Here is a 24823-nt window from a genome sequence, read left to right as displayed (position 1 = left end):
TAGATTGCCGGTGCATGGCCCGGCATCGAGCAAGGCTCAAGCAAGGCTTGACTGCAATACCTCAGGTTTGACGGGGCTTTCTCACGTGTTTTCAACGCAATTGTCCAAGTTTGACCACATTGCGCTGGACCCCGAAAACTTTTCCACAGAAACTCTCCAAGTATTGGTGAGTGATTCGTTTGTTGCTTTGCGTCCGTTTTTTCTCTTGCGGACATTTCCATGTCATCTCACCTGAATTTTCCTTACCCGCATGCCGGCATCGGTCGGCCACTGGCCCAGCGCTGGTGCGCTCTTGCCGAGAGCCGGCTGGATTACCTGACAGAACTGTTCGAGAGCGGGCGCTGGCGCCGTTTTCACAGTGAAGCCGAGTTTCTCGACAATATTCAGGAAGCCAAGGAGGCGGTTGAACGCTGGCGGCTGATGGTCGAGGGCGAGACAGCCGCGGTGAGGCGCGTGCTGTCTTCGGAAGGTGTGATCTACCGGGCGCCGCGCGCCCCTGAACCACCGCGGCCTGCTGCCGTCGCGGCTCCTGCCATCGCAGCGCCTGCGGTTGCGCCGTTGCAGCCCGACATCGAGCCGGTGGCTGAAGCGGCTTCGCCCGTCCTGATCCCGATCGAAACCCTGTTGCGGCAGGCTCCGCCGCGGCAGGCGGCGGTGACGCCGGCAGATCTGGATTGGCAGAAGGCGCTTGATCCTCTGGTGATGAGCGCGCGCTATCCGATGCTGCGGACAGCGCTTTAGCGCACCATGTTCCCGGAGAGGGCAATCTGCTGATAGCGCTGTGCGCCATCGGCGGTGAGGTCCGGCGTCACCGGCCTCGCATGATCGAGGCCGACCACGGCGCCGCGTGGCGCGCCTGAAATCATGTTGTTGCTGACAAGCGCGGTGCCGGCGCCCGGTGCGACCGATACACCAATGCCGATGAAGCTGTTGCGCACCACGTTGCCGGTGATGGCGACATCGCGCAGATACTTGCCCCAGCCCGCGATCATGCCGAAGGACGGCGCGTTCTCGACGACATTGCCGCTGACGCTGGCGTCCGCCTCGATATAGATGCCGATACCGGCATCGTCGTCGGGCGCCGTACCGATCGGCCGCTTCGGGAGCAGGTTGCGGATGATGTTGCCGTGTACGACGGCGATACGGCCGCCTTCGTTGAAGTTGCAAACGGAGACACCGAGCGCCGCACCATCGACGGTGTTGTTGGCGATCACCGCGGCCTCGAAGGCGAATTCCGAATAGAGCGCGACTTCGCGCACGCTCGACACGCTGTTGCCCGTGATGTGGATGTTCGATGCGGAGTTGCCGCGCACCGCCGAGTAATCGCAATTGCGGATGCGATTGCCGGCGACGATGACATTGCCTGCACGAAAAGCGTTGATGGCGTTGCCATACTGACCGGAGCCGCCGGGACCGGCCTTGATGTCCTCGATACGATTGTCGATCACTTGCGTGCCGTCATCGCCGATGGCGGTGCGCAGGATCTCGATGCCGTTGCTGCTGGTGCCGGAAATGATGTTTTGCGCGACGATCAACCCCTGCGCATCGAACGAGACGATCGCCGTGGTGGCGATGTTGGTGAGTGTATTGCCGGTGATCGCGCCCGCCGTGTTGTCCAGCCAGATGCCTGCGCCGCCGCTATTGGTGACGGTGCAATCGCCGATGCGGAGTTCGCGTGCCTGCACCATGTGCAGCAGCCCGCGCCGCGGCGGCAGTTTGGCGAAGTTGCCGTCCAGCGTGAGGCCGCTGAGGCTGACATAGTCCGCGCCTTCGCCTGACAGCAGTGATGCGCCGCCGCTGAAGGTGAGGGTCGTTGCACCGCGGATGCCGATGATCTGCGAGCCGCGCGCGAGCCTGAGCATGCCGGTGCGATAGGTACCGGGCGGCAATGCGAGCGGCGCCTGCACGCGCGCTGCCTCGTCGATGGCGCGTTGCAATGCGCGGGTCTGATCGTCCTGGCTATTGGCACGCACGCCATATTGCGCGGCGTCGCGTCCGAGCGTCGAGGTGAGCGTGGCGGCGCGTGCCGCGTCACTCGATGCGGCGAATGCGCCGGCGGCGAGACCCGCGCCGGACGCAGTCAACAGATGGCGGCGATGCACGTCCATGGTTCAAGGTCCCGGTGGATGTCCGCTGATGACGTAACGCAAGATGATGCGTGTGACGTTGCCAGGCGAGAGTGGCCGCGATGAATGTGCAGGGTAGGGTTAATGATGCGCTCACCTGCGCGCTGGAACGCAGCATGGGCTCGCGCCGGAGCGATGCGCCCGTGCTCTACCGATCCTGCGATCTCGCGTAACGCTCTCGGTCGTCATGCGCGGACAGCGCGAAGCCAGCTTCGCAATGACCCAGGCCTCTCCCACGTCATGGCCGGACTTGTTCCGGCCATCCACGCCTTGCTTTGTCGCCAAGACGTGGATACCCGGCATGCGCCGGGCATGACGGCGTTTGGTTTGAGCGTGCGCGCGTCACGCTAGTTCAGATTCAACTGTCAAACAGCCACTGCTCTTCAGACATGCGTCATCACCCCTGTTATTTGCAGCGCGGGGGCGCCGTCGTCTCTTGCATTCCTGCCCCCTGTGAGAGGGCGTGCGGAACGCCGGGTGCCCGTTGCACCCTTGGGCCTGATGCGACGCGGTCTTCCGCAGGTTAGTGTGCATCAGGACTTTCGGAGGCGCCGAGCGATTGCCCGGCGTTCCGCATGCGGTGTTTTTTCGGTTGCTTGCACATCTGCCATGGCGAACGGTCCCATCACCAAAATTAATGTCCCAGGGCGGAGGGACAGGGTAGCCGCAAAGCACTTGGCCGAACGCGTTTCGATTTGGTCGTCCGTCACACTGTCCAGGGATCTTTCCATCCCAAGGCCGGCCGTCTCCTTGCCAGTGGCAGTGTTGGCGCAGATCCGTCCTGCCCGAAGACAGACGTCCCCCATGAACCGCGTAACGCCGCATCTCCGGCGTCCACCGCATCCTGCCCCGCGAACGTGACGATCGCGATCGCCCCTCTCGGTGGGGCAGGACGAAGGGGAATATAAACCTGATGGGGATGTTGTCAACGGAGGATAGGAAAAAATGTTCGAGGACTGTCTTGCCGCCCCACACTGTCATTCCCCGGCAAACCAATTGGTTTGCCTGAGGGCGCGGGCGCACCTTCGCGCAGGCGAACCCGGAATCCCAGCATAGGAGTCTCTAGTCAGCGCCAAACACTCTGAGATTCCGGGGTCGCACTTCAGCGGCTTCGCCGCTTGCGTGCGCCCCGGAATGACAAGTGTGGATCGGGATTCCCCGGCACAATTGGAGTGGCTGAGGTTTGCGTTCTGTCGGCTTTGCTAAGATCGCGCCCCCGGAGTTTGGGCCAACGGGGGAGCGTGCAGGCGCATAATTTCGGACGTCGCTTCGCTGGGCGCCCCAAGGGCACCCCGCGCTATCGTCCCTTCAGCGCGAGCTGGAAATCCTTCTCGGCCTGGGCGTCGCGTTCGTTCTTTTCCGGGCATTCGCCGGGCTCCGCCTGGCAGGGACGGATCTCATAGTCGTTGTCGAGCACGCGGCGCGGCGTCGGCTTCGAATTCTTGGCTTCGACATCGGTGACAAGGCCGCTCTCGGCGGCGAGTTTCCACACGTCGGCTTCGGTCGGATAGGATTTGCTCAGTTTCGCGTCGTCACAGAACAGTGCGTAGGGCATCGGATTGCTCCGGTAAAAATTGATAACGTTCATGGCGGCGCCGGGTTCGCCCCGACGTATTCCCAGACATTTCAAAATTGCGCGACGGCCATTCGGCTACGCCGCGAGAGCGCTCAGCTCACCATCTTGTGAGACTTGAACAGGCGGCCCTTTTCCACCACGAGGATCACCGCCAGCGCGGCGAGCGTGCAGAGAAAGAGGCCGGTCGCAAACGGCAGCAGCGTGCCGTCATAGTGCTGCCCGATAACATAGCCGATCCCGATGCCGAGCAGCGTGGTCAGTGTGCCATAGAGCGACGATGCAGTGCCGGCGATGTGGCCTTGCGGCTCCATTGCCAGCGCTGTGAAATTGGCGAACATCAAGCCAAAGGAAAACATCATCAGCGCCGATAGCGCCATGAACAGCGGCAGTGGCAGCATGCCGTTGCTGGCCGCCAGCAGCATCGTGCCACCCACCGCGACATAGCCAAGCAACGCGCCATGCGAGATCACGCGCATGCCAAGGCGATTGACGAAACGTGCATTCGTAAAACCGGCAATGGCGACGCCCAACGCAATCGCTGCGAAGGCCAGCGGGAAGTAATGGCCGAGATGATAGATTTCGGTGAACACCTGCTGCGAGATGAAGACGAAGGCAAACAGCGAACCCTGCAATCCGCCGGCCGCGAGCGCATAGCCCAGCGTCTGCCGGTTGGTGACGGTCTGCCGATAGGCAAGGAGGACGTCGCGCAGCGCGATCGACCTGCGATCGGCGACCGCGAGCGTTTCCGGCATGCGCACGGCGCTCCAGATCAGCGCCAATACGCCATAGAGCGTCAAGACCACGAAGATGCCGCGCCATTCGGTGAGCAGCATCACGGCCTGGCCGAACGATGGCGCAATCACCGGCACGGCGATGAACACCATCATCGCGAGCGATACGACACCGGCCATGCGACGGCCGGCATAGCAGTCGCGCACGATCGACACGGCGATCACGCGCGTCGCGGCGGTGCCGAGGCCCTGCAGCAGGCGCGCCAGCAGCAGGAGTTCGAAACTGGGCGCGATCACCGCCAGCAGGCTGGCGACACAATAGACAGCCATGCCACCGAGCAGGACGGGGCGGCGGCCGAACCGGTCCGACAGCGGACCGATGGCGAATTGCGCGACGCCGAAGCCGAGCAGGAACACCGACAGCACCGTTTGCAGCCGGTTCGCATCGGCGATTTTGAAAGCTGCGCCGAGATGGGGCAGCGCCGGCAGCATGATGTCCATAGCCATCGGATTCAGCGCCATGATCGAGGCGATCACGACGACGAATTCCGGAAATTTCATCGGGCTATGGGTCGATGACACCACCAGGGCGGCGTCGGCGTTGATGTCGGTCACAAAGCTATTCCTGAAAGCATTCCCGCCATTAGGGTGTTCATGCTGCGATGCACAAGTTGACTTTCGGCATGGCTGCGTCGCGGAAACCGGCGGAATTTTCCCATTGTATGAATTAATGTTCAGAGAATGGCCGGGAGCGTCGTTTCGACGGTCTTAAACCCCGGAATTCCGGGCCGCGTCACCCAGCTTGACCCGGGTCATGCGGATCATTTCCAGCAGGATCGCTTCACCGGTATCGGTGAGTTGGTCGGAGGTCATGCGGTGCGAGGTGGTGTCTTGTGTCAGCAGCGGCACGTGGACGAAGGCCGCGAGGCGTGGCCCGTTCGGCGCGCGGGTGGCCTCGATGCTGCGCCAGGACAGATAATTGCAGAGATAGCGGCCGGCATCGCGTGAGGAGCGCACGTGGGCGCCGGTGGCGAGGGCAGCCCGGAACAGACGCGCCGTGTGCGGGCCGAAGTTTTGCGCGCTGGCGCCAGGCACGATGCAGGCGCGGCGCACCGTGGCGTGGCCGGCATCGGGCCACAGCATCGACACCGCGTTGCGGGCGCGCGTCTCGATCCGGATATAGGGCGTGCGTGCGGCGAGGCCGAACATCAGCAGTGCATCCGGGCGATGGCGTGCGATAAGCTCGGGCAGGTCGCGATCGACGGTGGCATAGGTGACGTCGAAAATATGCGCGATGCGGGTGACGTCGGCGAAAGCGGGGCGGCGCAGCGTTGCGAGTTTTCGCACCAGCGCCTGCGTCGGGTTCACCGGCGCGCCGGGGAAGGGGCCGAAGCCGGTGATGAGGATGCGGGGGGATGTACCGGGACGGTTCAACATTCGCCTCCATGATCGCGACGGCGCGCTAACCTCTCCCCGCTTGCGGGGAGAGGTCGCCTGTAACATGCGAAGCATGTGGAAGGCGGGTGAGGGGGACTCTCCACGAACTAGGAGCGAGTGGATAGTCCCCCTCACCCGTCTGGCTTTGCTGCGCTCCGCCAGCCGACCTCTCCCCGCAAGCGGGGAGAGGTTAGGGCGCGCTACCTCAACAACTCCACGATCGCTTCCGCCGCGACGGCCGGCGTCATCGTGCCGTCGGCGACGTCGCGTTCGACTTGTTTGACCTTGCTGCGAATGCCGGGATCGCTGCGCAGCCGCGCTTTCAAACGATCCTCCAGCATGGTCCACATCCATTTCACCTGCTGCTCGCGGCGGCGGGCGGCGAAATCGCCGGAGGCATTCATGGCGGTGCGATGCGCGACGACCTTGTCCCAGAGCTCGGTGATACCCGTCTTGGTCAATGCCGAATAGGTCACGACCGGCGGATGCCAGTGCTCCGAGCGCGGCGCCAGGATATGCAGCGCGCCGCGATAATCCCCAGCGGTGATATTGGCGCGTTTAAGGTTGTCGCCGTCAGCCTTGTTGATGGCGATCATGTCGGCGAGTTCGATCAGGCCTTTCTTGATGCCCTGCAACTCGTCGCCGCCGCCGGGCAACATCAGCGCAAGAAAGAAATCGGTCATGTCGCAGACCGCGGTTTCCGACTGGCCGATGCCGACGGTCTCCACCAGCACCACGTCGAAGCCGGCGGCTTCACACAGTAACATGGCCTCGCGGGTTTTCGCCGCGACGCCGCCGAGCGTGCCGGAGGACGGCGAGGGGCGGATGAAGGCGTTCGGATGGGCCGACAGATCGTTCATCCGCGTCTTGTCGCCGAGGATCGAGCCGCCGGTGCGCGCCGAGGACGGATCGACGGCCAGCACGGCGACTTTGTGGCCGCGCTCGATCAGATACATGCCGAGCACATCGATGGTGGTCGACTTGCCGACGCCGGGCGAGCCGGTGATGCCGACGCGAAACGCACGGCCGGTGTCGGGCAGCAGTGCCTGCACGAGTTCGCGCGCGGCGGCCTGATGATCGGCGCGGCGGCTTTCCACCAGCGTGATCGCCCGCGCCAGCGCGGCGCGGCTGCCGGCGCGGAGGTCTTTGGCGAGCGCGTCGATGTCGAGGGGGGCTTTCGTCACTGCGGCCCCTTGTCGTCGTCCTTCGGCCGCTCGCCGGCGAAGATCGCGCTGCCCTCGGCGGACAGATAGGGCTTGAGTTTCTCCCACGGCACGAAGGCGTCGTAGTCGCCTTCGGCATAGGATCCGACCGCATAGGGGCCGTAATGGAAGCTGAGACCGGAGCTCTTGCCGGCTGATGTCGACGGCGCCAGCGACACCGGGCCGATCTTGAGCAGCTTCGGCTCCAGCGCGTCGACGAGGCTCATGTCGGGATTGTCGTTGTCGCGCTTTTTCTTCTCGACTTTGAGATCGGCGATGACCGCATCGCGGATCGCCGTCATCGCCGGCCCGCTATCGGCGAGCTCGGTGAAGAAAGGACGAATGCTGATCATCTTGCCGACCTGCCTGTCCCACAGCAGCGTGTCGTTGGCACGATTGGGATGCGCGCCGCCGGTGTAGTTGTAGTCCGCGCGGATGATGCTGACATAGCGGCCCGCGACCAACGAGCTTTGCGCATAGGTCCGCTCGGATTCCCATGGCCGGTTGCGCATGTCGGCAGGGAGATCGTTCATCTCCTTGCGCTGCTCGGCCAGTTCCTTGAGCGTCTTCGCAGCCCAGCCATTGCTGGCGGATGTTAGATATTTCAGCAGCGGGGCATCCGACTTGATCGCGGCATCGAAGAAGACGGCGACCTCGGTGTATTTGGCCTTGAGCTGGATGTCGGGCTTTAGCTCAGCGGCGAGGGCGGGCGCGATGCATGGCAGTGCGAGGAGCAAAGCCGCAAGCAGCGACTGATGAAAGGCACGTATAGTCATTCGCGGATGACGCTTTCAACAAAGGCTTTGAGGGGAGGCAGGTCATTCTGCACGATCTGCCAGACTTCGTCCGCATCCGTTAGATGATAAGCGTGACGGAGGTGATTTCCGAAATCATTCATTCTTCGCCAATTGATATGCGGAGCGAGAATCTTGACGTTATCCGGTAACCGCAATGACGCTTCGTAGATGATGGCAAGGAAGCGCTCTACCGCACCGCGAACAACTTCGTCTTCGGCGAACTGATCCGGCGCCATGCCGCTCGTGACGCGCTCGATGAGATGAACGCGATCAAGAATGTCTTTCAGACGATCTTCGGACGTGGGAGGCATCAAAACACCTCGATCAGATCGTCGGCCATGCGTTCCCTGATGCGAGGTGTCAATTCGGTTGGAAACATGACGTGCGGCCAAATTCCAATCGTATCCTCGATGAGATGCATGACCTTGAACAGATCGAAGCGTCGCGCTGAAGACGCTCTGTCGAACGTCTCAATCAAAATATCCAGATCGCTGTCCGGCCGTGCGTCACCGCGAACCCTAGAGCCGAACACGGCCAGCCGCGTCACGCCTTCTGCTTTGATGGCAGGCGCAATCGCTCGCAGTTTTGCGAGGATCGTCTCCAGCGGGATGTCGATCACGTCGGTCATCCCGCGATCCTACCACGTTTGCCGTGACGCTGCAGCTACGCCGCCGCCTCGCTATGGCCCAGCCGTGCATTGAGCTTGTGGATCAGCTCTTCGGCGGCCTCGGAGATCACCGTGCCGGGCGGGAAGATCGCCTCGGCGCCGGCCTTGTAGAGTTCGTCGTAATCCTGCGGGGGGACGACGCCGCCGATGATGATCATGATGTCCTCGCGGCCCTGCTTCTTCAGCGCGGCCTTGAGTTCGGGCACCGCGGTCAGATGGGCTGCGGCCAGCGACGACAGGCCGAGGATGTGCACGTCGTTTTCGACGGCCTGCCGCGCGGCTTCATCGGCGGTGGCGAAGAGCGGCCCGATATCGACGTCGAAGCCGACATCGGCGAAGGCCGAAGCGATCACCTTCTGGCCGCGGTCGTGGCCGTCCTGGCCGATTTTCGCGACGAGAATACGCGGGCGGCGGCCCTCGGCGTCCTCGAAGGCGTCGATCAGCGCCTGAACCTTCTGGACCTTGTCGTTCATGGTGGACGCCTCGCGCTTGTAGACACCGGTGATGGATTTGATCTCGGCGCGGTGGCGGCCGAACACTTTCTCCATCGCGTCCGAAATTTCGCCGACGGTGGCCTTGGCCCGCGCGGCATCGATCGCCAGCGCCAGCAGGTTGCCGTTGCCGTCCTTGGCGCTGCGCGTCAGCGCCGCCAGCGCGGCATCGACGTCGGCCTGGCTGCGCTCGCCACGAAGCCTCTTCAATTTGTCGATCTGCAGCCGGCGCACGGTGGAGTTTTCCACCTTGAGCACGTCGAGCGCTTCTTCATTTTCCGGCTTGTACTTGTTGACGCCGATCACCGCCTGACGGCCGGCATCGATGCGTGCCTGGGTCTTCGCCGAGGCTTCCTCGATGCGCAGCTTGGGCACACCGGCCTCGATGGCCTTGGCCATGCCGCCGAGTTCTTCCACTTCCTGGATGTGCGCCCAGGCCTTGGTGGCGAGATCATGTGTCAGGCGCTCGACGTAATAGGAGCCGCCCCATGGATCGATGATGCGGTTGGTGCCGGTTTCCTGCTGCAGGAACAGCTGCGTGTTGCGGGCAATGCGCGCCGAGAAGTCGGTGGGCAGCGCCAGCGCTTCGTCGAGCGCATTGGTGTGCAGTGACTGGGTGTGGCCCTGCGTCGCCGCCATCGCCTCGATGGTGGTGCGCATCACGTTATTGTAGACGTCCTGCGCGGTCAGCGACCAGCCCGAGGTCTGGCAATGGGTGCGCAGCGACAGCGATTTCGGGTCCTTCGGATTGAACTGCGTCAGGAGTTTGGCCCACAGCAGCCGCGCGGCGCGCATCTTGGCGACTTCCATGAAGAAGTTCATGCCGATCGCCCAGAAGAACGACAGCCGGGGCGCGAAGCGGTCGACATCGATGCCGGCGGCAAGACCCGCGCGCAGATATTCGACGCCGTCGGCGAGCGTGTAAGCCAGCTCAAGATCCTGCGTCGCGCCGGCCTCCTGCATGTGATAGCCGGAGATCGAAATCGAATTGTACTTGGGCATCTTTTGCGAGGTGTAGGCGAAGATGTCCGAGATGATCCGCATCGAGGGCGTCGGCGGATAGATATAGGTGTTGCGCACCATGAACTCTTTCAGAATGTCATTCTGAATGGTGCCTGTCAGCTTCTCCGGCGGCACGCCCTGTTCTTCGGCGGCGGCGACATAGAGCGCGAGGATCGGCAGCACCGCGCCGTTCATGGTCATCGACACGCTCATCTGGTCGAGCGGAATGCCGGCGAACAACGTGCGCATGTCATAGATCGAGTCGATCGCCACGCCGGCCATGCCGACATCGCCCGAGACGCGCGGATGATCGCTGTCATAGCCGCGATGGGTGGCCAGATCGAACGCGACCGAGAGGCCCTTCTGGCCGGCGGCGAGATTACGGCGATAGAAGGCGTTGGAATCTTCCGCGGTGGAGAAGCCGGCATATTGCCGGATCGTCCAGGGCTGGTTGACATACATGGTCGGGTAGGGGCCGCGCAGGAACGGCGCGATGCCCGGATAGGTGTCGAGGAAGTCGATGCCGGCGACGTCGGATTCGCCATAACCGGGTTTCACCAGGATGCCTTCGGGCGTCAGCCACGGCTCGCCCTGCGATGGCGCACCGGCGGCGATGGGCGAGAAAGCGATGTTGGTGAAGTCAGGAATCTTGGTCATGGTCGTTTCTCGAATTCTCGATTGCGTTCGATGAGTCTCTGAACGTTCTTCTTGTAGGTCGGGTCGTCTGACGGGGGCGTTTCAGTTTTCCGCCAGAGTACCACGTCAAACACTTTTTCAAGCACCTTGGCGATCGGCCACATCAGCAAGTCGAATAGCAAACTGCCCATGCGCGCGATCCTTGTTGAAACACGCTATCTCAATCATGATCCGGATGCTGATAGCTGAACACTTCCGCGCATTTCTCCGGTCCGAAATTCTGCATCGTCGTCTTGCTCGGCAGGTTCGACACGTTGCCGACCCAGCCCAGGCGTGACTCCGTGCCGAATTGCTGCGTCGGCACCACGCGGTCCGGCCTGTCGAAGGCGCCGGTCATGATCTCGATTTTGGGGCCGCCGATGGCGCGATAGCTCAGCGGCGTGCCGCATTTGGCGCAGAAGTCGCGCTCCGCAATCGACGATGACTTGAACGCCGCCGGCTTGCCGCGGGTCCATGCAAAGTTCTCGTTCGGGATATCGGCAAGCGAGGCGAAGGGCGCGCCGGTGGCCTTCTGGCACATGCGGCAATGGCAGATGCTGACCCGGGTCGGCGCAGCCGACAGCGCAAAGCGGATCGCGCCGCATTGGCAGCCGCCGGTCAGCGCGGGTTTGCTCGCCGTTGCCGTCATGGCTTACTCCATCAGGCCGAATTTAGTAGATCATGGGCCTGCACCAGCATCGCCAGCGCATCGCCGCCGGCAATGATAAAATCCCTAACGCCTGCGTCGCGCAAGGGCGCCTCGAGGTCGCCGGGGCGGCCTGCCAGATAGATATGCTTCGCGCCGGCGGCCTGAAGCGCTTTTGCTGCGGGCGCGGCCTGGCCGGCATAGAGCTTGTCGGACGAGCAGATACATACCAGCGCGGCGCCGGAGGCCTTCCAGGCCTTGGCGAGTACGGCCGGATCGGCGAACCCGTCGCTGTCGAGGGCTTCGATGCCGCCGGTCTCGAAGAAGCTCTTGGCGAAGGTCGCGCGGGCCGTGAAATCGGCCGGCGTGCCGAGATTGGCCAGAAACACTTTCGGACGGGCACCCTTGCGCGCCAGCAGATGATCCGACTTGTCGCGCAGCGCCTCGAAGGGCGAGGCCAGCCGGATCGGTTCCAGCGGGTTGAACTTGATCTTGTCCTTGCCATAGGGCTTGCCGGGGATCGGCTTCACCTTCAGCACGGTGGCGCGGGCCTCATGCAGGTTCGGGAATTCGCTGGCGCCGGTGAGCACTTCGCGGCGCTTGGCGACGCTGGCCTGACGGGCGGCGCGGGTGGCGGCGATCTTCGGCTGGATCACATTGTTGCCAAGCGCCGGGAAGGCGCCGCCGGCTTTTTCGATATCCTGGAACTGGGCCCATGCGGCGTCGCACAGTTCGCGCGTCAGCGCCTCGATGCCGCCGGCGCCGGCGGCGGGATCGGTGACCTTGGCGAGATTGGACTCTTCCAGCAGCACCAGTTGGGTGTTGCGCGCAGCGCGGCGCGCAAAGCCATCGGGCAGGCCGAGCGCCAGCGTATGCGGCAGCACGCAGATGGAGTTGGCACCGCCGAGACCGGCGGCGAAGGTCGCCATGGTGGCGCGCAACATGTTCACATAGGGATCGCGCTGGGTGAGCATACGCCATGCGGTGTCGGCAGCGATGAACAGCGGCTTCGGCGCGAGGCCGCAGCTTTCCTCCACGCGCCCCCAAAGCAGGCGCAGCGCGCGGAATTTCGCCATGGTGAGAAACTGATCGGCATCGGCCGCGAGACGCGCATAGACCATGCCGCGGGCCGTCTCGAGCGGAATGTTATGGTCTTCCATCGCGCGCAGATAGGACACCATCACCGCGAGGACGTAAGACAGCTCCTGCACTTCGGAGCCGCCGGCATCGTGGATGATGCGGCCGTCGGCGACGGCGAACGGGCCCTTGAAGCCTTGCACGGCGAGCTTCTTGATGGTGTCGGTGACGGCCGGCGCCATCTCCCACCAGTTATAGGCGCTGGTGCCCCACACCGCGGTGGCGCCGATGGGATCGAGGCCAAAGCGGATATCGCATGTGGCGGGATCGATGCCCTTCGTCTTGATGTAATCGGCCAGATGCGTCACGGCCATGCGCGACTGCGGGCCGGCATGGAGTTCGATGCCGATGCCGGCGTCGAGATAGATGCCGTCGAACAGCGTCTCGATGGTGTCGGGCGAGGCGACGAGGCCGAAGCCACGCGCGCCATTGGCGCCTTCGAACACCAGCGTGAGACCAGTGGCGCCGTTCTCCAGATCGTGCAGCGCCTGCTTGTTCGATTTCGCGGCATCGGGGTGGTCGATCCGCTGCATGATCTGCCATGGCGCCGCGGCCGGCCGGCCGGCAATCGGCGCCGCATCCCGGGCGCGCGGATAGATCGGCTGGATCTTGACGCCGTCATAGGTCTTGCTGATCAGCTTCTCGAACGGAGCGCCTTTCAGCACGCCATCGACGAGCTTGCGCCAGTCATCGTAACTCGCAGGCGCAAAATCGGCGGCCAGCCGCAGGTCGTCAGTCGCAGTCGACATTGAGGAACTTCACTCCCGGTATTGCTTCGTGGTTGAGCCGGAAAATGCCATGCCGAGAAGGGGTTGCCAATGGCTGTTCGAGCATAGGGATGCGCGGAATTGGCGCGTGGAGCCGGGGAGCGCGGCCGTTTCCCTCTCCCCGCAATGCGCGGGGAGAGGGTGGCGCGGACGAAGTCCGCGACGGGCGAGGGGCGGGGCACAGAGCTAAACCAATCTGGTCCGAGCTGGTCGCGCCGTGGGATCTGCGAGTGGTCTTGTGAGGATAGTTCCGGCGTGTTGGCGCTCAATCGAGGTCCGGCAGCTTCTCGATGCCGTCGGTTGAGAGGGCCTTCAGATGCTCGGCAACGGTCTTGCCTGATATCATCCGGTCCGGGGCGATCTCGGCCAGCGGCACCAGGACGAAGGCGCGTTCCGTGGCGCGGGGATGCGGCAGGTGCAGTTCCGGCTTGGCGATGACCACGTCGTCATAGGCGATCATGTCGAGATCGAGCGGACGCGGACCCCAGTGCCCCTCGGCAACGCGGTTGCGGCCGAATTTGTGTTCGATCCTGTGCAACGTGAACAACAGTGCGTGCGGATCGAGTTCGGTCTCGATCTCGATTGCCGCATTGACGAAGTGGTCCTGCGGCACATCGCCCACCGGCGGTGTGCTGTAGTCTGCCGAGCGCTCGATCAGCGCGGCCTGTGTCATGCCGCAGATATTGCCGATCGCCTTGCGGAAGGTCGTGCGAACATCGCCGACATTGCCGCCGAGCGCGATGAGGACGCTGGCCATCGGTTACGCCCGCGATCTGCGCAGCACCACGCCGACATCGTCGAAGATCGCGGCGATCGGCGCGTGCGGCTTGTGCACGGTGACCTTGACGGAACTGATGCGCGGGAAATCCGCGAGCACCGCATCGGCCACGGCACCGGCGGCGCGCTCCAGCAGCTTGTAATTGGTGTCCTTGAAAGCGGCGATCGCGGTGGCGACGACATTGGCATAGGACACGGTATCGGCAAGGCGGTCGCTGCGCGAGGCAAGGTCGATATCGGCGTCGAGTTCGAGATCGATGACGAAGCGCTGCCCGACCACGCCTTCGTAATCGAGCACGCCGTGATGGGCATGCACAGATACGCCCTTGATGAAGATCATGTCGGTCATCTTAAGTCCTCGATGGCTGCGGTGACGCGCAGGGCCTGAACGGTTTCCGCGACGTCATGGGCGCGGACGATTTTGGCGCCGTACCGCACCGCGAGCAGATGCGCGGCGAGCGATCCGCCGATGCGCTGCTGTGGCTCCGACGGTACGACGGTCGATATGAATTTCTTGCGCGAGGCGGCGATCAGCACCGGCAGGCCGAAGCTGGTCAGCTCGTCGAACCGCGCCAGCGCAATCATGCTCTGCTCAGGTGTCTTGCCGAAGCCGATGCCGGGGTCGAGCACGATGTGGCCCGCGGGGATGCCGGCCCTGGCGGCGATCTCCAGCGAGCGCGCGAAGAAGCTTTTCATGTCGGCGACGATATCGATGCTGCCATCGACGGTGTCACGGTTATGCATGACGACGACAGGCGCGCTGTGCTCGGCGATGACGCGTGCCATGTCGGGATCGCGCTGCAGGCCCCAGATGTCATTGGCTATGGCGACGCCGGCGGCGAGCGCTTTGGCGACGACGGACGCCTTCATGCTGTCGATCGATACCGGCGTGCCGAGCGCGATGACGTCGGCCAGCACCGGCACGAGCCGCGCCCATTCTTCATCGGCAGTGACCGGCCGGGACCCATAGGGCCGTGTGGACTCGGCGCCGATGTCGATGATCCCCGCGCCCTCGGCGATCATTCGCCTGGCCTGCGCCAGCGCACGCTCGGGGGCATCGAACTGGCCGCCATCGGAGAAGGAATCCGGGGTGACGTTCAGGATGCCCATCACGGCAGGCACCGGCGATGCCAGCAGCGCGGCCAGCACCGGGTGGACCGTCGGAGCAGACGTGGTCGGACGCGCGATCATGCGGTCGCTTTGCGCGGTCGGGGGGAGGGAGTCAAGATGGATCAAAACGTCATTCCGGAGCGCATGCGGCGTGAGCCGCAGGCGAACCCGGAATCTTGCAGTGTGAAGCGATCCGGCGTTTCAGCCATCTCGGGATTCCCCGTCACTCCAATCGGAGTGGCTGCGGTTCACGCTCCGCTAGCGCTGCGCGTGCCCCGGAATGACGAGAGGCTCAATACGAAATCTTCAGCGGCAGCTGGCGGGCCTTTTCGATCAGGTCGCCGACGGACTTCTCCGAGGGCATCACCCGGACCAGCTTGCGCTTGTCATTGGCGTCGCGCATCGCCTGAGCGAGGCGGGCGGGATTGCGGTGGGTCAATTCGCGTACCGTGTTGACGCCGGAGGCGCGGAGCAGTTCGGCCTTGGCCTTGCCCATGCCGGGGATGCGCAGGTAGTCGGCGAGGTTCGCCCATTCGAGCAGTTGCTGTTCGCTGAACCCGGTCTTGGCAGCGAGTTCCTTGCGGCACTTCGCGGAGTGAGCGGCGTCCAGCAGCCCTTCCATGGTGCGGATGCCTGCCTTTTTCAGTTTGGTCGCGGCGAAGGCCGTCAAACCGTCAATCTTGGAGATGGGATATGTCATGGTACTCAGACGTATGAAGATGCTGGACGCTTACGCGCGGCTGCTGACGTAACAGACGGTCAGGAGAACTGGCTCAGGCCAGGTGTGCCGGCAACGATCTCGTCCATGGCATCCGCGCCGATCTTCTCGCGGCCGAACTTGAACAGTTCGCGCGCGACGCTCTGGATCTCGCCCATGCCGAGGCCAAGACCCATCAGCTTGCTGCCCAGAGCCATGATGCCGCCGCCCATCAGGCCGCTCAATCCACCACCGCCCTCTGACGATGCGATGGCTGCATCCGCACCCGGAATTTTTTCGATGAGCGCATTGACCGGCGCGGCCGGTGCTTCCTTGCGCAGGAACCCCAAGATAATGCCGACAGCCTTTTCAGCCACAGCTTCGTCGATGCCGACCTTTGCGGTCAGCGCTTTGATCAATTCGTCCATGATGCCCCGCCTCACATCGGTTGAGTGCCGATGCCCTTATGTTGAAAAGTGATCTTGAGCCGCTGTGATTCGAATTACAAGCGCGCCAACTCGCCCGACGTGCGATTCAGTGTGATCGCGTATCGAGTGTTGCACCAATGCAAGAGCAAACGTGAAATTTTGGTCAATTGTTCGCAGATGCGACAGCGCCGTACTTTGGAAAGAGCAAAAAGATACGGCTTGTGTTTCGTCCGTGGGAACGACGGACGGGTTTCAGGTGTGGCGGGAACGCTTTGCGTTTCAATCGCTCGCCAAGATGCGGTAAGATCATGGTGAGCCGCAAATTTTTTTGAAATCTTTTTCTTGATGCGCGCGACAGAGGCGATCCGATGGCGACCACCGAACTGAAGTCAGGCGATACCGACGGCAAGATCTTCATCGGCAAGGGCGACCAACCGGCATGGCTGACGCTGGCCCTCGGCAATCGCCACGGTCTCGTCACGGGCGCGACGGGAACAGGTAAAACCGTATCGCTGCAGGTGATGGCGGAGGGCTTTGCACGTGCCGGTGTGCCGGTCTTCGCTGCGGACATCAAGGGCGACCTCTCGGGGATAGCCGAAGTCGGCGAGGGCAAGGACTTCATTTTGCAGCGCGCCAAGGAGATGGCGCTGACGTTCCAGCCCGATCAGTTCTCGACCGTGTTCTGGGACGTGTTCGGCGAACAGGGTCATCCGGTGCGCGCGACCATTTCGGAAATGGGGCCACTATTGCTGGCGCGGCTGCTCGATCTCAACGATGTGCAGGAAGGCGTGCTCAACGTCGCCTTCCGCGTCGCCGACGAGAACGGCCTGACGCTGCTCGACATGAAGGATCTGCGCGCGTTGCTCGACGCCATCGTGCCGATGACCGCCAAGAAGGACGAGGTCGATCCGCTTGCCGATGTCCGCAAATCGGCCTTGAGCTTCGGAAACGTCACCAAGGCGACAATCGGTACCATCCAGCGCCAATTGCTCGTGCTGGAGAACCAGGGCGCCGATAAATTCTTCGGCGAGCCGGCGCTGGAGCTGAAAGATTTTCTCAAGACCGACCGCGACGGTCGCGGCATGGTCAATATCCTCGTTGCCGACAAGCTGATGTCGAGCCCGCGGCTCTACGCAACCTTCCTGCTGTGGCTGCTCTCGGAACTGTTCGAGGAATTGCCCGAAGTCGGCGACCTGCCGAAGCCCAAACTGGTATTCTTCTTCGACGAAGCGCATCTCTTGTTCAACGATGCGCCGAAGGCGCTGCTCGACAAGATCGAACAGGTCGTGCGCCTGATCCGCTCCAAGGGCGTCGGCGTCTATTTCGTCACCCAGAACCCGATCGATGTGCCCGATCGCGTACTCGCCCAGCTCGGCAACCGCGTTCAGCACGCTCTGCGCGCCTTCACGCCGCGGGACCAGAAGGCGGTGCAGGCGGCAGCACAGACCTTCCGTGCCAATCCGAAACTCGACACGGCCACGGTCATCACCGAACTCGGCAAGGGCGAGGCACTGGTCTCGTTCCTCGAAGGCAACGGCACGCCTGCCATGGTCGAACGCATCATGGTGCGTCCGCCGACCGCACGTATCGGGCCGATCACGCCTGAGGAGCGCAAGGCGATCCTCGCGGCGAGCCCGGTGAAGGGCAAATACGACACCGCGATCGATTCCGAATCCGCCTACGAGACGCTGCAGAAGCGCATCGCCGGGACGGCGGCGACGCCCGCCGAGGCTGGCGACGCGGCGGGCGGTGGTGGCGGTGGTGGTGGATTTTTGGGCCAGCTCGGTGCGATCGTCGGCACCATCTTCGGCACCAATACCGGCCGCAACAGGCTCTCCACCGGCCAGGTGATTGCGCGGAGCGTCACCCGCAGCGTGACCAACAAGGTCGTCGGTGGCATCGTCGCCAATATAGGCAAGCAGGTGGGCGGCTCGCTGGGAAGCTCGATCGGCCGTGAGATCGTGCGCGGGACGCTTGGCGGGATTTTGAAGCGGTAAGGACCGTCCAGACTGTCCATTATGCACCCGCCCGCGGCTTTGCAGGTCCCGGCGCCATCTGCTACCCACCGCGGTCTGAACCGCGCCGTGCCGGCGGGTCTTTTAAGCGGGACTGCGAAGTGACGAAAAGTGACGGCGAAATGCCGGTTTTGCGGTGGCCGTCCTTGCGGCAGCCGCTGGACGTGCTGTTCCTGATCACCTGCGTCCTGCTGACGGCGGATGTGCTCGTTCCGGAAATCTTCGGCAACGGCAAGACCAAGGACTACGCGCTGTGGTTCTGGGCCGGGCGGCAGGTGCTGCACGGTGCGCCGCTCTATGAGGCGAAGACCAATGGTGCGCTGGACTTCATCTATCCACCGCTGTCCGCGGTCTTGCTGGCGCTCCCGAGCTGGTTCGGCAAGGTCCCGCTTTATCTCTTGCTCTCGATCCTGAATTCGGCGGCCTGGGCGATCACCAGCCAGCTGTCCAATGCCATGACCGGCTCGAAGAAAATTCCGGCGGCGTGGCTTGCGGCGCTGCCGGGCTTTGCGACCATCACCTTCGTGTTCGACATGTACGATCTCGGCCAGCCCAATCTCGTGCTGCTGGCGATGATGCTGCTCGGCTTCTGGTGGATGCAGAAGGATCGGCCGTGGCTCGGCGGCAGCATGTTCGCGCTCGCCACGGCCATCAAGGTGTTCCCGGTGGCGGTGCTGCCCTATCTGATCTGGCGGCGGCACTGGGCCGCCTCGGCGAGCATGATCATCTGCACGCTGCTGTTGCTCTATGTGGTGCCGGCGCCGTTTCGCGGCTTCGAACGCAATGCGGCCGAGGTGAAGACCTGGTACACCGAAATGGTCGGCTCCAGCTCCGAGAAGGGGTTCGGCCAGCGCGACGAACAGAACTGGTCATGGGTCAATCAGTCGATCATCGCGATGACGCATCGTCTGGTGCGGCCGATCGATTATTTCCAGGATGATCGCAAGCGTGGATCGGCCACGATGAACGTGATCGATGTCAGCTACAAAACCGCGAACCTGATCGTGCTCGCAGTCTCCGGTCTGATCGGCCTCGGCTTCATCTGGTCGCTGCTGCCGCGATCGAAACTCACGCCGCGCTCACGTGCCGAAGAACTCGGCATCCTGTTCTGCCTGATGACGGTGGCATCGCCGCTGGCGCGGCAATATTACTTCATGTGGCTGTTCCTGCCGCTCACGGTGTTGATGCATCGCGCCGCCGATGATCCCAGGCCGAATGTACGGACCGGGACATGGTGGCTGCTTGGCGTCGTCGGCGTGCTGATGGCGCTGTCGATCCCGGTATTCCCGGCCATGCTGCAGGCCTGGGGCAATAATCTGCTGGCAACGGCCATCCTCGCAGGTGGATTGATCTGGCATATGCACCACCCGCCGGTGCTGCTAGATTCCACCGAAGTTCCGGACCATCACGCTTAAGGAAATTCGCTCATGTCCAATACGCAGCTTGCATCCGTTCTCGATCGCGTCGATGCCGATTTCGACAAGGCTCTGGAGCGGTTGTTCGCGCTGTTGCGGATCCAGTCGATTTCCGCCGATCCGGCTTACGCCGAGGACTGCAAGGCGGCGGCAAAGCATCTGGCCGGTGAGATCGAAGGCTTGGGCTTCAACGCCGAGGTGCGGCCGACTGCGGGCCATCCCGCTATCGTCGCCACCGCCAAGGGCAATACCGGCAAGCGGCCGCATGTTCTGTTCTATGGTCATTATGACGTTCAGCCGGTCGATCCGCTGAACCTGTGGCATCGTCCGCCGTTTGAGCCGGTCGTCACCAAACATGCCGATGGCCGCGACATCATCGTTGCGCGCGGTGCGCAGGACGACAAGGGCCAGCTTTCGACCTTCGTGGAAGCCTGCCGGGCCTGGGTGAATGTCACGGGCTCGCTGCCGATCGATCTCACCATCTGCATCGAAGGCGAGGAGGAGGTCGGCTCGAAGAATTTCGTGCCGTTCCTCGAAGCCAACAAGAAGGATCTCGCCGCCGATTTCGCGGTGGTCTGCGACACCGGCATGTGGGACCCGTCGACCCCGGCGATCACCACGTCGCTGCGCGGCCTCGTCTATGAAGAGGTGAAGATCACTGCAGCCAACCGCGATCTGCATTCCGGCATCTATGGCGGCGGTGCGCGCAATCCGATCCGCGTGCTGACCAATATTCTCGGCAAGCTGCATGACGACAATGGCCGCATCACCATTCCCGGCTTTTATGATGGCGTGAAGGATTTGCCTGCCGATATTCTGGCGCAGTGGAAGGGTCTCGGTCTCACCGCGGAGAGCTTCCTCAAGCCGATCGGTCTCTCTATTCCGGCCGGCGAGCGGGGCCGCGAACTGATCGAACAGATCACGTCGCGTCCGACCTGCGATATCAACGGCATCGTCGGTGGGTACACGGGCGAGGGCTCCAAGACGGTGATCGCCTCGCATGCGTCGGCGAAAGTTTCGTTCCGCATCGTCGAGGGTCAGGACCCCGGCAAGATCCGCGATGCGTTCCGGGCTTTCGTCACGTCGCAATTGCCCGGCGATTGCACGGCGGAGTTTCTCGATCATTCCAATGCGCCGGCCATCGCGCTCGACTGGAACATGAAGCCGCTCGCCGCTGCGCGCGATGCGCTGACCGACGAATGGGGCAAGCAGGCGCTGCTGATCGGCTCAGGTGCGTCGATTCCCATCGTCGCGGATTTCAAGCGCACGCTCGGTCTGGACTCGCTCCTGATCGGCTTCGGCCTCGATGACGACAATATCCATTCGCCGAACGAGAAGTACGACCTCAAGAGCTTCCACAAGGGCATCCGGTCGTGGGCGCGGATCATTGCGGCGCTGGCGGATGTGAAGAAGTAAGCTGGCAATAGCCGTCATGCCCGGCATATGCCGGGCATCCACGTCTTGGCCGCGAGCTGAGGCGCGGATGGCCGGGACATCTAGCGAAGCTGCGCTTCGCGCTTTAGCCCGGCCATGACGGAGTGTTGGGATGACGACTGCCTTCGCGTTGACCCACATCAAGGCTTGCGTCAGGCTTTCCTGATCGAAAGACAAAAAAAGGGAGGATGCAATGTCCGCAGCCGAAATCGCCAATACTCATTTCTCTGCCGCGATGGCGGCAGCTCAGACCGCCGGGGTCGATCAGGACAGCGTCTGTCGCTCCCTCGTGAATCTCGTGGTCTCGAAGTATCTGGAGACAAGGACCACGGCTGACGTACAGTCGGAGCTGCATTTCGTTGCCGATAATTGCGATCCCGACACGGATTTTGCGTTCATGCGGCCGTGATCCCAGGCTCGTCATTCCCCGCCATTCCAAGTGGAATGGCCGAGGTTCGCCTGCGGCGTCGCACGCGCCCCGGAATGACAGTCTGCACCAAACATAAAAACGCCGCCCGGAATTGGACGGCGTTTTGAATCACTGTGTAGAGGTATGTAACCTCTCTATAGCACCAAATCTCAGGTCTTGTAAGACGGATCGCGGCGGTCGAGCTTGCGCAGCATCGGCGGCCAGACCAGCTTGGTCGAGCGCAATTCGGCCTTGTCGGGGTTGCCCACCAGCGCGGCGTTCTTGTCGATGACGATCTGGTCGACCGGATAGGCGGTCGGGCCGAGCATCCGGGTGCGGACCTGCATGGTGCAGGCGCGTTCCAGATAATACATGCGCTCGAATGCCGAGGCGACCGAGCGGCCAACGGTCAGCGTGCCGTGATTGCGCAGCAGCATGGCGTTCTTGGTGCCGAGATCCTTCTGCAGGCGGGGGCGTTCGTCGTGATCGAGCGCGACGCCTTCATAGTCGTGATAGGCGAGTTCGGGGATCACGAGCTGAGCAGTCTGGTTCAGGGGCTGCAGGCCTTCCATGCAGGAGGCCACGGCGGTGCCGTCCGGCGTGTGCAGATGCATCACGCAGCCGGCGTCTTCGCGGACTTCGTGGATTGCCGAATGGATGGTGAAGCCGGCCGGGTTGATGCTGTATTCGCTTTCGGAGAGCTGGTTGCCGTCGAGGTCGACCTTGACCAGCGACGATGCCGTGATCTCTTCGAAGATCAGGCCATAGGGATTGATCAGGAAGTGATGGTCGGGGCCGGGCACGCGGGCGGAGATGTGGGTGTCGATGAGATCGTCCCAGCCGTAGAGCGCAACGAGGCGATAGGCAGCGGCGAGGTTGACGCGCTGGGCCCATTCGCCCTCGCTCATATGCGACGGCACTTCCTTGAGGCGGGCTTCGGCTGGTGACATGTTGAGTGCTCCCGGATTGACTGGCAGTGTTTTGGCGTTTGGCTGATGCCAGCCTAATCCCGCCCTGTTGCGGCAGCAAGCCGGACGGTTTGCGCGGCAGACATGCTTACCAGGGTGGCAGAAGGCCCGATCGCGACATTCAGGAACTGAAACGCGCGCGATAGTCCTGCGGCGTGGCAGAAAGCAATCGCAGGAAGCTGCGTCGCATGGTTTCTTCGGAACCGAAGCCGCAGCGTTGCGAAATGCGTTTCACCGGCAGTTTCGTTTCCGAGAGCAGCCGCCGTGCGGCTTCGACGCGCAACTGCTCGACGGCGCGGGCGGGCGTGATGCCGGTGGCGTCCGCATAGTGCCGGCTGAAGCTGCGTTCGCTCATACCGGCCTGTTCTGCCAGCATGGGTAGCGAAATGTCGTCGGCGAGATGCTTGCCGATCCAGTCATGCAGCGCGCCGAATTTGTCGTCCGCGGTCTGCAGCGACAATGCCGCGCTGAATTGTGACTGGCCGCCGGGGCGCTTGAGAAACACTACGAGGTGACGCGCCACCATGAGCGCGACGCTGCGCCCGAGGTCTTCCTCTACCAGCGCCAGCGCGAGATCGATTCCCGCGGTCACGCCGGCCGATGTCCAGAACGCGCCGTCGCGGACGAAGATCGGATCGGACTCCACATGCACGTCGGGAAAGCGCTGCGCGAGTTCGGAACACCAGGACCAGTGGGTGGCGGCACGACGGCCGTCCAGCACGCCGGTTGACGCAAGCAGGAAGGCGCCGGTGCAGACCGAGGCGGTGCGCCGCGCCTTGGCCGCGCGCTTGCGCACCCAGGCGACCATAGCGGGATCGGAAGCGGCGGCATGGACGCCGGGACCGCCGGCAATGAGCAGCGTGTCGATCGGTTCGGCCTGGCGCGGCAGATCGCTCACGGCGAGGCCAAGTCCGGCAGAGGCGGTCACACTATGGCCGCCGCGCGCGATCACGCGCAGCCTATAGGGCGCAGGTTGTCCCTTGCGCTGCATGATCTCATTGACCGTGGCGAAGACCTGCAGCGGGCCGGACACGTCGAGCAGTTGCACCGACGGGAACGCCAGCACGTCGATAACGCGCGGAACCGTCGCAACAGAGTTTGGCGGAGAACGAGGGGTCTTTGGCATATTCGCCAGACTGTGCCGGGCTAGGTTCGGCTTGTCCATTCACAAATGCTTGGAGCATTCCATGATCCCGCCAGACCAACATCTCCAGATCGGCTCGCTGTTGTTTGAGGGGCTTGACCAGATCGATCTCACCGGCCCGTTCGAAGTGCTGTCGCGGATCCCGAATTCGACCTATCGAATCTATGGCAAGACCACCGATCCCGTGCGCGACTACAGGGGGCTCCGTATTACGCCGGATGCCGCCATTGGCGACGCGCCCCAGCTCGACGTGCTGCATGTGCCCGGCGGCTTCGGCCAGGAAGCGCTGATGGACGATACGGTTGTGCTCGATTGGCTCCGTCAGCAGGCCGGACATGCTCGAATCTTTTCGGTCTGCACTGGCGCGCTGATCTGCGGCGCTGCGGGATTGCTGATGGGCCGCCGCGCGACCACGCATTGGGCGTCGTTTCATCTGCTGCGCTATTTTGGCGCAACGCCGGTCAACGAGCGCGTGGTGATCGACGGCGACTGGATCTTCGCCGCCGGCGTGACGTCAGGCATCGATGGCGCGCTGCGTCTGGCTGCAGAACTGCGCGGCGACGAGGTGGCGCAGGGAATTCAGCTGTTCATGGAATATGCGCCACAGCCGCCGTTCAACAGCGGCACGCCCGAAACCGCACCGGCGACGGTGCTGGCGCAGACCCGTCAGTCGGTGGCGAAGATCACCGCGCAACGCGAGGCCACCGCACAACGCGTCGCGACGAAGCTTGGCATCATCGTGCCGACAGCGGCGGAGTGAGTTGCGCAAGCCGCTTCTAATATGATCGAAAGGATCATGACCATGAACCTCACCCATATCCACGCCTTCACCGCAGCGATGCAGAGCAAGAACCTCGATGCCATGCTCTCGCATATGGCCGACGACATCGTGCTGAAGACGCCGCTCGCGGCCGAGCCGTTCAAGGGCAAGGCTGCGATCCGCCCGGTGGTGACGGCGCTGCTGGGTGTCGTCGACAGTTTCGATTTCCGCGAAGTGCTGCAGGGGCCCGAACACGTGTCTGCCTTCTTCGGGATCACCGTCGGCACGGAACAACTGGATGGCGTCGACTACTGGCGTGTGAACGATGCCGGCCTCATACAGGAAATGACGGTGCTGTGGCGACCGCTGCCGGCGGCGCTGGCCGTCGAGAAAAAGCTCGCGGCTGCATAGG

Annotated in this window: 25 protein-coding genes; 7 read left to right on the top strand and 18 right to left on the bottom strand. The window is 63.1% G+C overall.

Annotation, left to right across the window (positions count from 1 at the left end):
* The first annotated feature begins 219 nt into the window (after window positions 1-219).
* On the top strand, window positions 220-741 hold the full coding sequence (locus LPB73_RS15270) for a TIGR03809 family protein (protein WP_231077383.1): 522 nt from the start codon (window positions 220-222) through the stop codon (window positions 739-741).
* Here LPB73_RS15270 and LPB73_RS15265 read toward each other — a convergent pair.
* The 16 genes from LPB73_RS15265 to LPB73_RS15190 all read right to left on the bottom strand — a co-directional run bounded on the left by LPB73_RS15265 (window position 738) and on the right by LPB73_RS15190 (window position 16266).
* Entirely contained in the window at window positions 738-2108 is a 1371-nt protein-coding gene (locus tag LPB73_RS15265) for a TIGR03808 family TAT-translocated repetitive protein (RefSeq protein WP_231077382.1), read from the bottom strand. The two genes, LPB73_RS15270 and LPB73_RS15265, sit on opposite strands and share 4 nt — an antisense overlap.
* A gap of 1315 nt (window positions 2109-3423) precedes the next feature.
* Window positions 3424-3681, bottom strand: a complete 258-nt coding sequence (locus LPB73_RS15260) for a hypothetical protein (RefSeq protein WP_093759161.1) — start codon at window positions 3679-3681, stop codon at window positions 3424-3426.
* A gap of 113 nt (window positions 3682-3794) precedes the next feature.
* Window positions 3795-5048 carry a multidrug effflux MFS transporter gene (locus LPB73_RS15255; RefSeq protein WP_231077381.1) on the bottom strand — a complete coding sequence of 418 codons (1254 nt, stop codon included), beginning with the start codon at window positions 5046-5048 and terminating at the stop codon, window positions 3795-3797.
* 153 nt (window positions 5049-5201) lie between these two features.
* Window positions 5202-5870: a pyroglutamyl-peptidase I gene (locus LPB73_RS15250; protein ID WP_231077380.1), complete on the bottom strand. Its 669-nt coding sequence runs from the start codon at window positions 5868-5870 to the stop codon at window positions 5202-5204.
* Between the two features lie 200 nt (window positions 5871-6070).
* Complete coding sequence (gene meaB / locus LPB73_RS15245; protein ID WP_231077379.1) at window positions 6071-7054, bottom strand: methylmalonyl Co-A mutase-associated GTPase MeaB; 984 nt, start codon at window positions 7052-7054, stop codon at window positions 6071-6073.
* Window positions 7051-7848, bottom strand: a complete 798-nt coding sequence (locus tag LPB73_RS15240) for a DUF3298 and DUF4163 domain-containing protein (RefSeq protein ID WP_231077378.1) — start codon at window positions 7846-7848, stop codon at window positions 7051-7053. Before LPB73_RS15240 ends, meaB begins: the two co-directional genes overlap by 4 nt.
* Complete coding sequence (locus LPB73_RS15235; RefSeq protein WP_231077377.1) at window positions 7845-8261, bottom strand: DUF86 domain-containing protein; 417 nt, start codon at window positions 8259-8261, stop codon at window positions 7845-7847. The genes LPB73_RS15240 and LPB73_RS15235 overlap by 4 nt, the downstream gene beginning before the upstream one ends.
* Window positions 8180-8497 (bottom strand): nucleotidyltransferase family protein, encoded by a 318-nt coding sequence (locus LPB73_RS15230; protein WP_093759043.1) that lies wholly within the window; start codon window positions 8495-8497, stop codon window positions 8180-8182. Before LPB73_RS15230 ends, LPB73_RS15235 begins: the two co-directional genes overlap by 82 nt.
* Window positions 8498-8532: 35 nt before the next feature.
* Complete coding sequence (scpA, locus tag LPB73_RS15225) at window positions 8533-10686, bottom strand: methylmalonyl-CoA mutase (RefSeq protein ID WP_093759042.1); 2154 nt, start codon at window positions 10684-10686, stop codon at window positions 8533-8535.
* Window positions 10687-10885: 199 nt separating this feature from the next.
* Entirely contained in the window at window positions 10886-11353 is a 468-nt protein-coding gene (locus LPB73_RS15220; protein ID WP_093759041.1) for a GFA family protein, read from the bottom strand.
* Window positions 11354-11364: 11 nt separating this feature from the next.
* On the bottom strand, window positions 11365-13236 hold the full coding sequence (locus LPB73_RS15215; RefSeq protein WP_231077376.1) for a methylmalonyl-CoA mutase subunit beta: 1872 nt from the start codon (window positions 13234-13236) through the stop codon (window positions 11365-11367).
* 283 nt (window positions 13237-13519) lie between these two features.
* Window positions 13520-14011, bottom strand: coding sequence for a 2-amino-4-hydroxy-6-hydroxymethyldihydropteridine diphosphokinase (gene folK / locus LPB73_RS15210; protein ID WP_231077375.1), 492 nt, complete (start codon window positions 14009-14011; stop codon window positions 13520-13522).
* Between the two features lie 3 nt (window positions 14012-14014).
* A complete protein-coding gene (folB, locus tag LPB73_RS15205) occupies window positions 14015-14380 on the bottom strand; it encodes a dihydroneopterin aldolase (RefSeq protein WP_068734298.1) in 366 nt (121 codons plus the stop codon).
* Complete coding sequence (gene folP / locus LPB73_RS15200) at window positions 14377-15222, bottom strand: dihydropteroate synthase (RefSeq protein ID WP_231077374.1); 846 nt, start codon at window positions 15220-15222, stop codon at window positions 14377-14379. Before folP ends, folB begins: the two co-directional genes overlap by 4 nt.
* A 211-nt stretch (window positions 15223-15433) precedes the next feature.
* Entirely contained in the window at window positions 15434-15841 is a 408-nt protein-coding gene (locus tag LPB73_RS15195; protein WP_068734294.1) for a DUF4332 domain-containing protein, read from the bottom strand.
* A gap of 59 nt (window positions 15842-15900) precedes the next feature.
* Complete coding sequence (locus LPB73_RS15190; protein ID WP_231077373.1) at window positions 15901-16266, bottom strand: DUF2267 domain-containing protein; 366 nt, start codon at window positions 16264-16266, stop codon at window positions 15901-15903.
* Between the two features lie 368 nt (window positions 16267-16634).
* On the opposite strand from LPB73_RS15190, the gene LPB73_RS15185 reads away from it, so the two are divergent.
* From LPB73_RS15185 to LPB73_RS15170, 4 genes are all read left to right on the top strand, one after another.
* Window positions 16635-18263 carry a helicase HerA-like domain-containing protein gene (locus tag LPB73_RS15185; RefSeq protein WP_175367502.1) on the top strand — a complete coding sequence of 543 codons (1629 nt, stop codon included), beginning with the start codon at window positions 16635-16637 and terminating at the stop codon, window positions 18261-18263.
* Window positions 18264-18403: 140 nt separating this feature from the next.
* Entirely contained in the window at window positions 18404-19696 is a 1293-nt protein-coding gene (locus tag LPB73_RS15180; RefSeq protein WP_231081159.1) for a glycosyltransferase family 87 protein, read from the top strand.
* A 12-nt stretch (window positions 19697-19708) separates the two neighbouring features.
* A complete protein-coding gene (locus LPB73_RS15175; RefSeq protein ID WP_231077372.1) occupies window positions 19709-21112 on the top strand; it encodes a M20/M25/M40 family metallo-hydrolase in 1404 nt (467 codons plus the stop codon).
* Between the two features lie 211 nt (window positions 21113-21323).
* Window positions 21324-21539: a hypothetical protein gene (locus LPB73_RS15170; RefSeq protein ID WP_093759036.1), complete on the top strand. Its 216-nt coding sequence runs from the start codon at window positions 21324-21326 to the stop codon at window positions 21537-21539.
* A 170-nt stretch (window positions 21540-21709) separates the two neighbouring features.
* On the opposite strand, the gene LPB73_RS15165 is transcribed toward LPB73_RS15170, so the two are convergent.
* Together LPB73_RS15165 and LPB73_RS15160 are read right to left on the bottom strand one after the other, a co-directional pair.
* On the bottom strand, window positions 21710-22489 hold the full coding sequence (locus LPB73_RS15165) for a class II aldolase/adducin family protein (RefSeq protein ID WP_089267004.1): 780 nt from the start codon (window positions 22487-22489) through the stop codon (window positions 21710-21712).
* Between the two features lie 139 nt (window positions 22490-22628).
* Window positions 22629-23633 (bottom strand): GlxA family transcriptional regulator, encoded by a 1005-nt coding sequence (locus LPB73_RS15160; protein WP_231081158.1) that lies wholly within the window; start codon window positions 23631-23633, stop codon window positions 22629-22631.
* Window positions 23634-23694: 61 nt separating this feature from the next.
* On the opposite strand from LPB73_RS15160, the gene LPB73_RS15155 reads away from it, so the two are divergent.
* Complete coding sequence (locus tag LPB73_RS15155; RefSeq protein ID WP_231077371.1) at window positions 23695-24411, top strand: DJ-1/PfpI family protein; 717 nt, start codon at window positions 23695-23697, stop codon at window positions 24409-24411.
* Between the two features lie 36 nt (window positions 24412-24447).
* A complete protein-coding gene (locus tag LPB73_RS15150; protein WP_231077370.1) occupies window positions 24448-24822 on the top strand; it encodes a nuclear transport factor 2 family protein in 375 nt (124 codons plus the stop codon).
* The last annotated feature ends 1 nt before the right edge of the window (window position 24823 follow it).

The organism is Tardiphaga sp. 37S4 (assembly GCF_021044645.1).
Taxonomy (GTDB): domain Bacteria; phylum Pseudomonadota; class Alphaproteobacteria; order Rhizobiales; family Xanthobacteraceae; genus Tardiphaga; species Tardiphaga robiniae.
The sequence above is the reverse complement of the archived record's forward strand: the minus strand, read 5'-3'. Positions and strand labels throughout refer to the sequence as shown.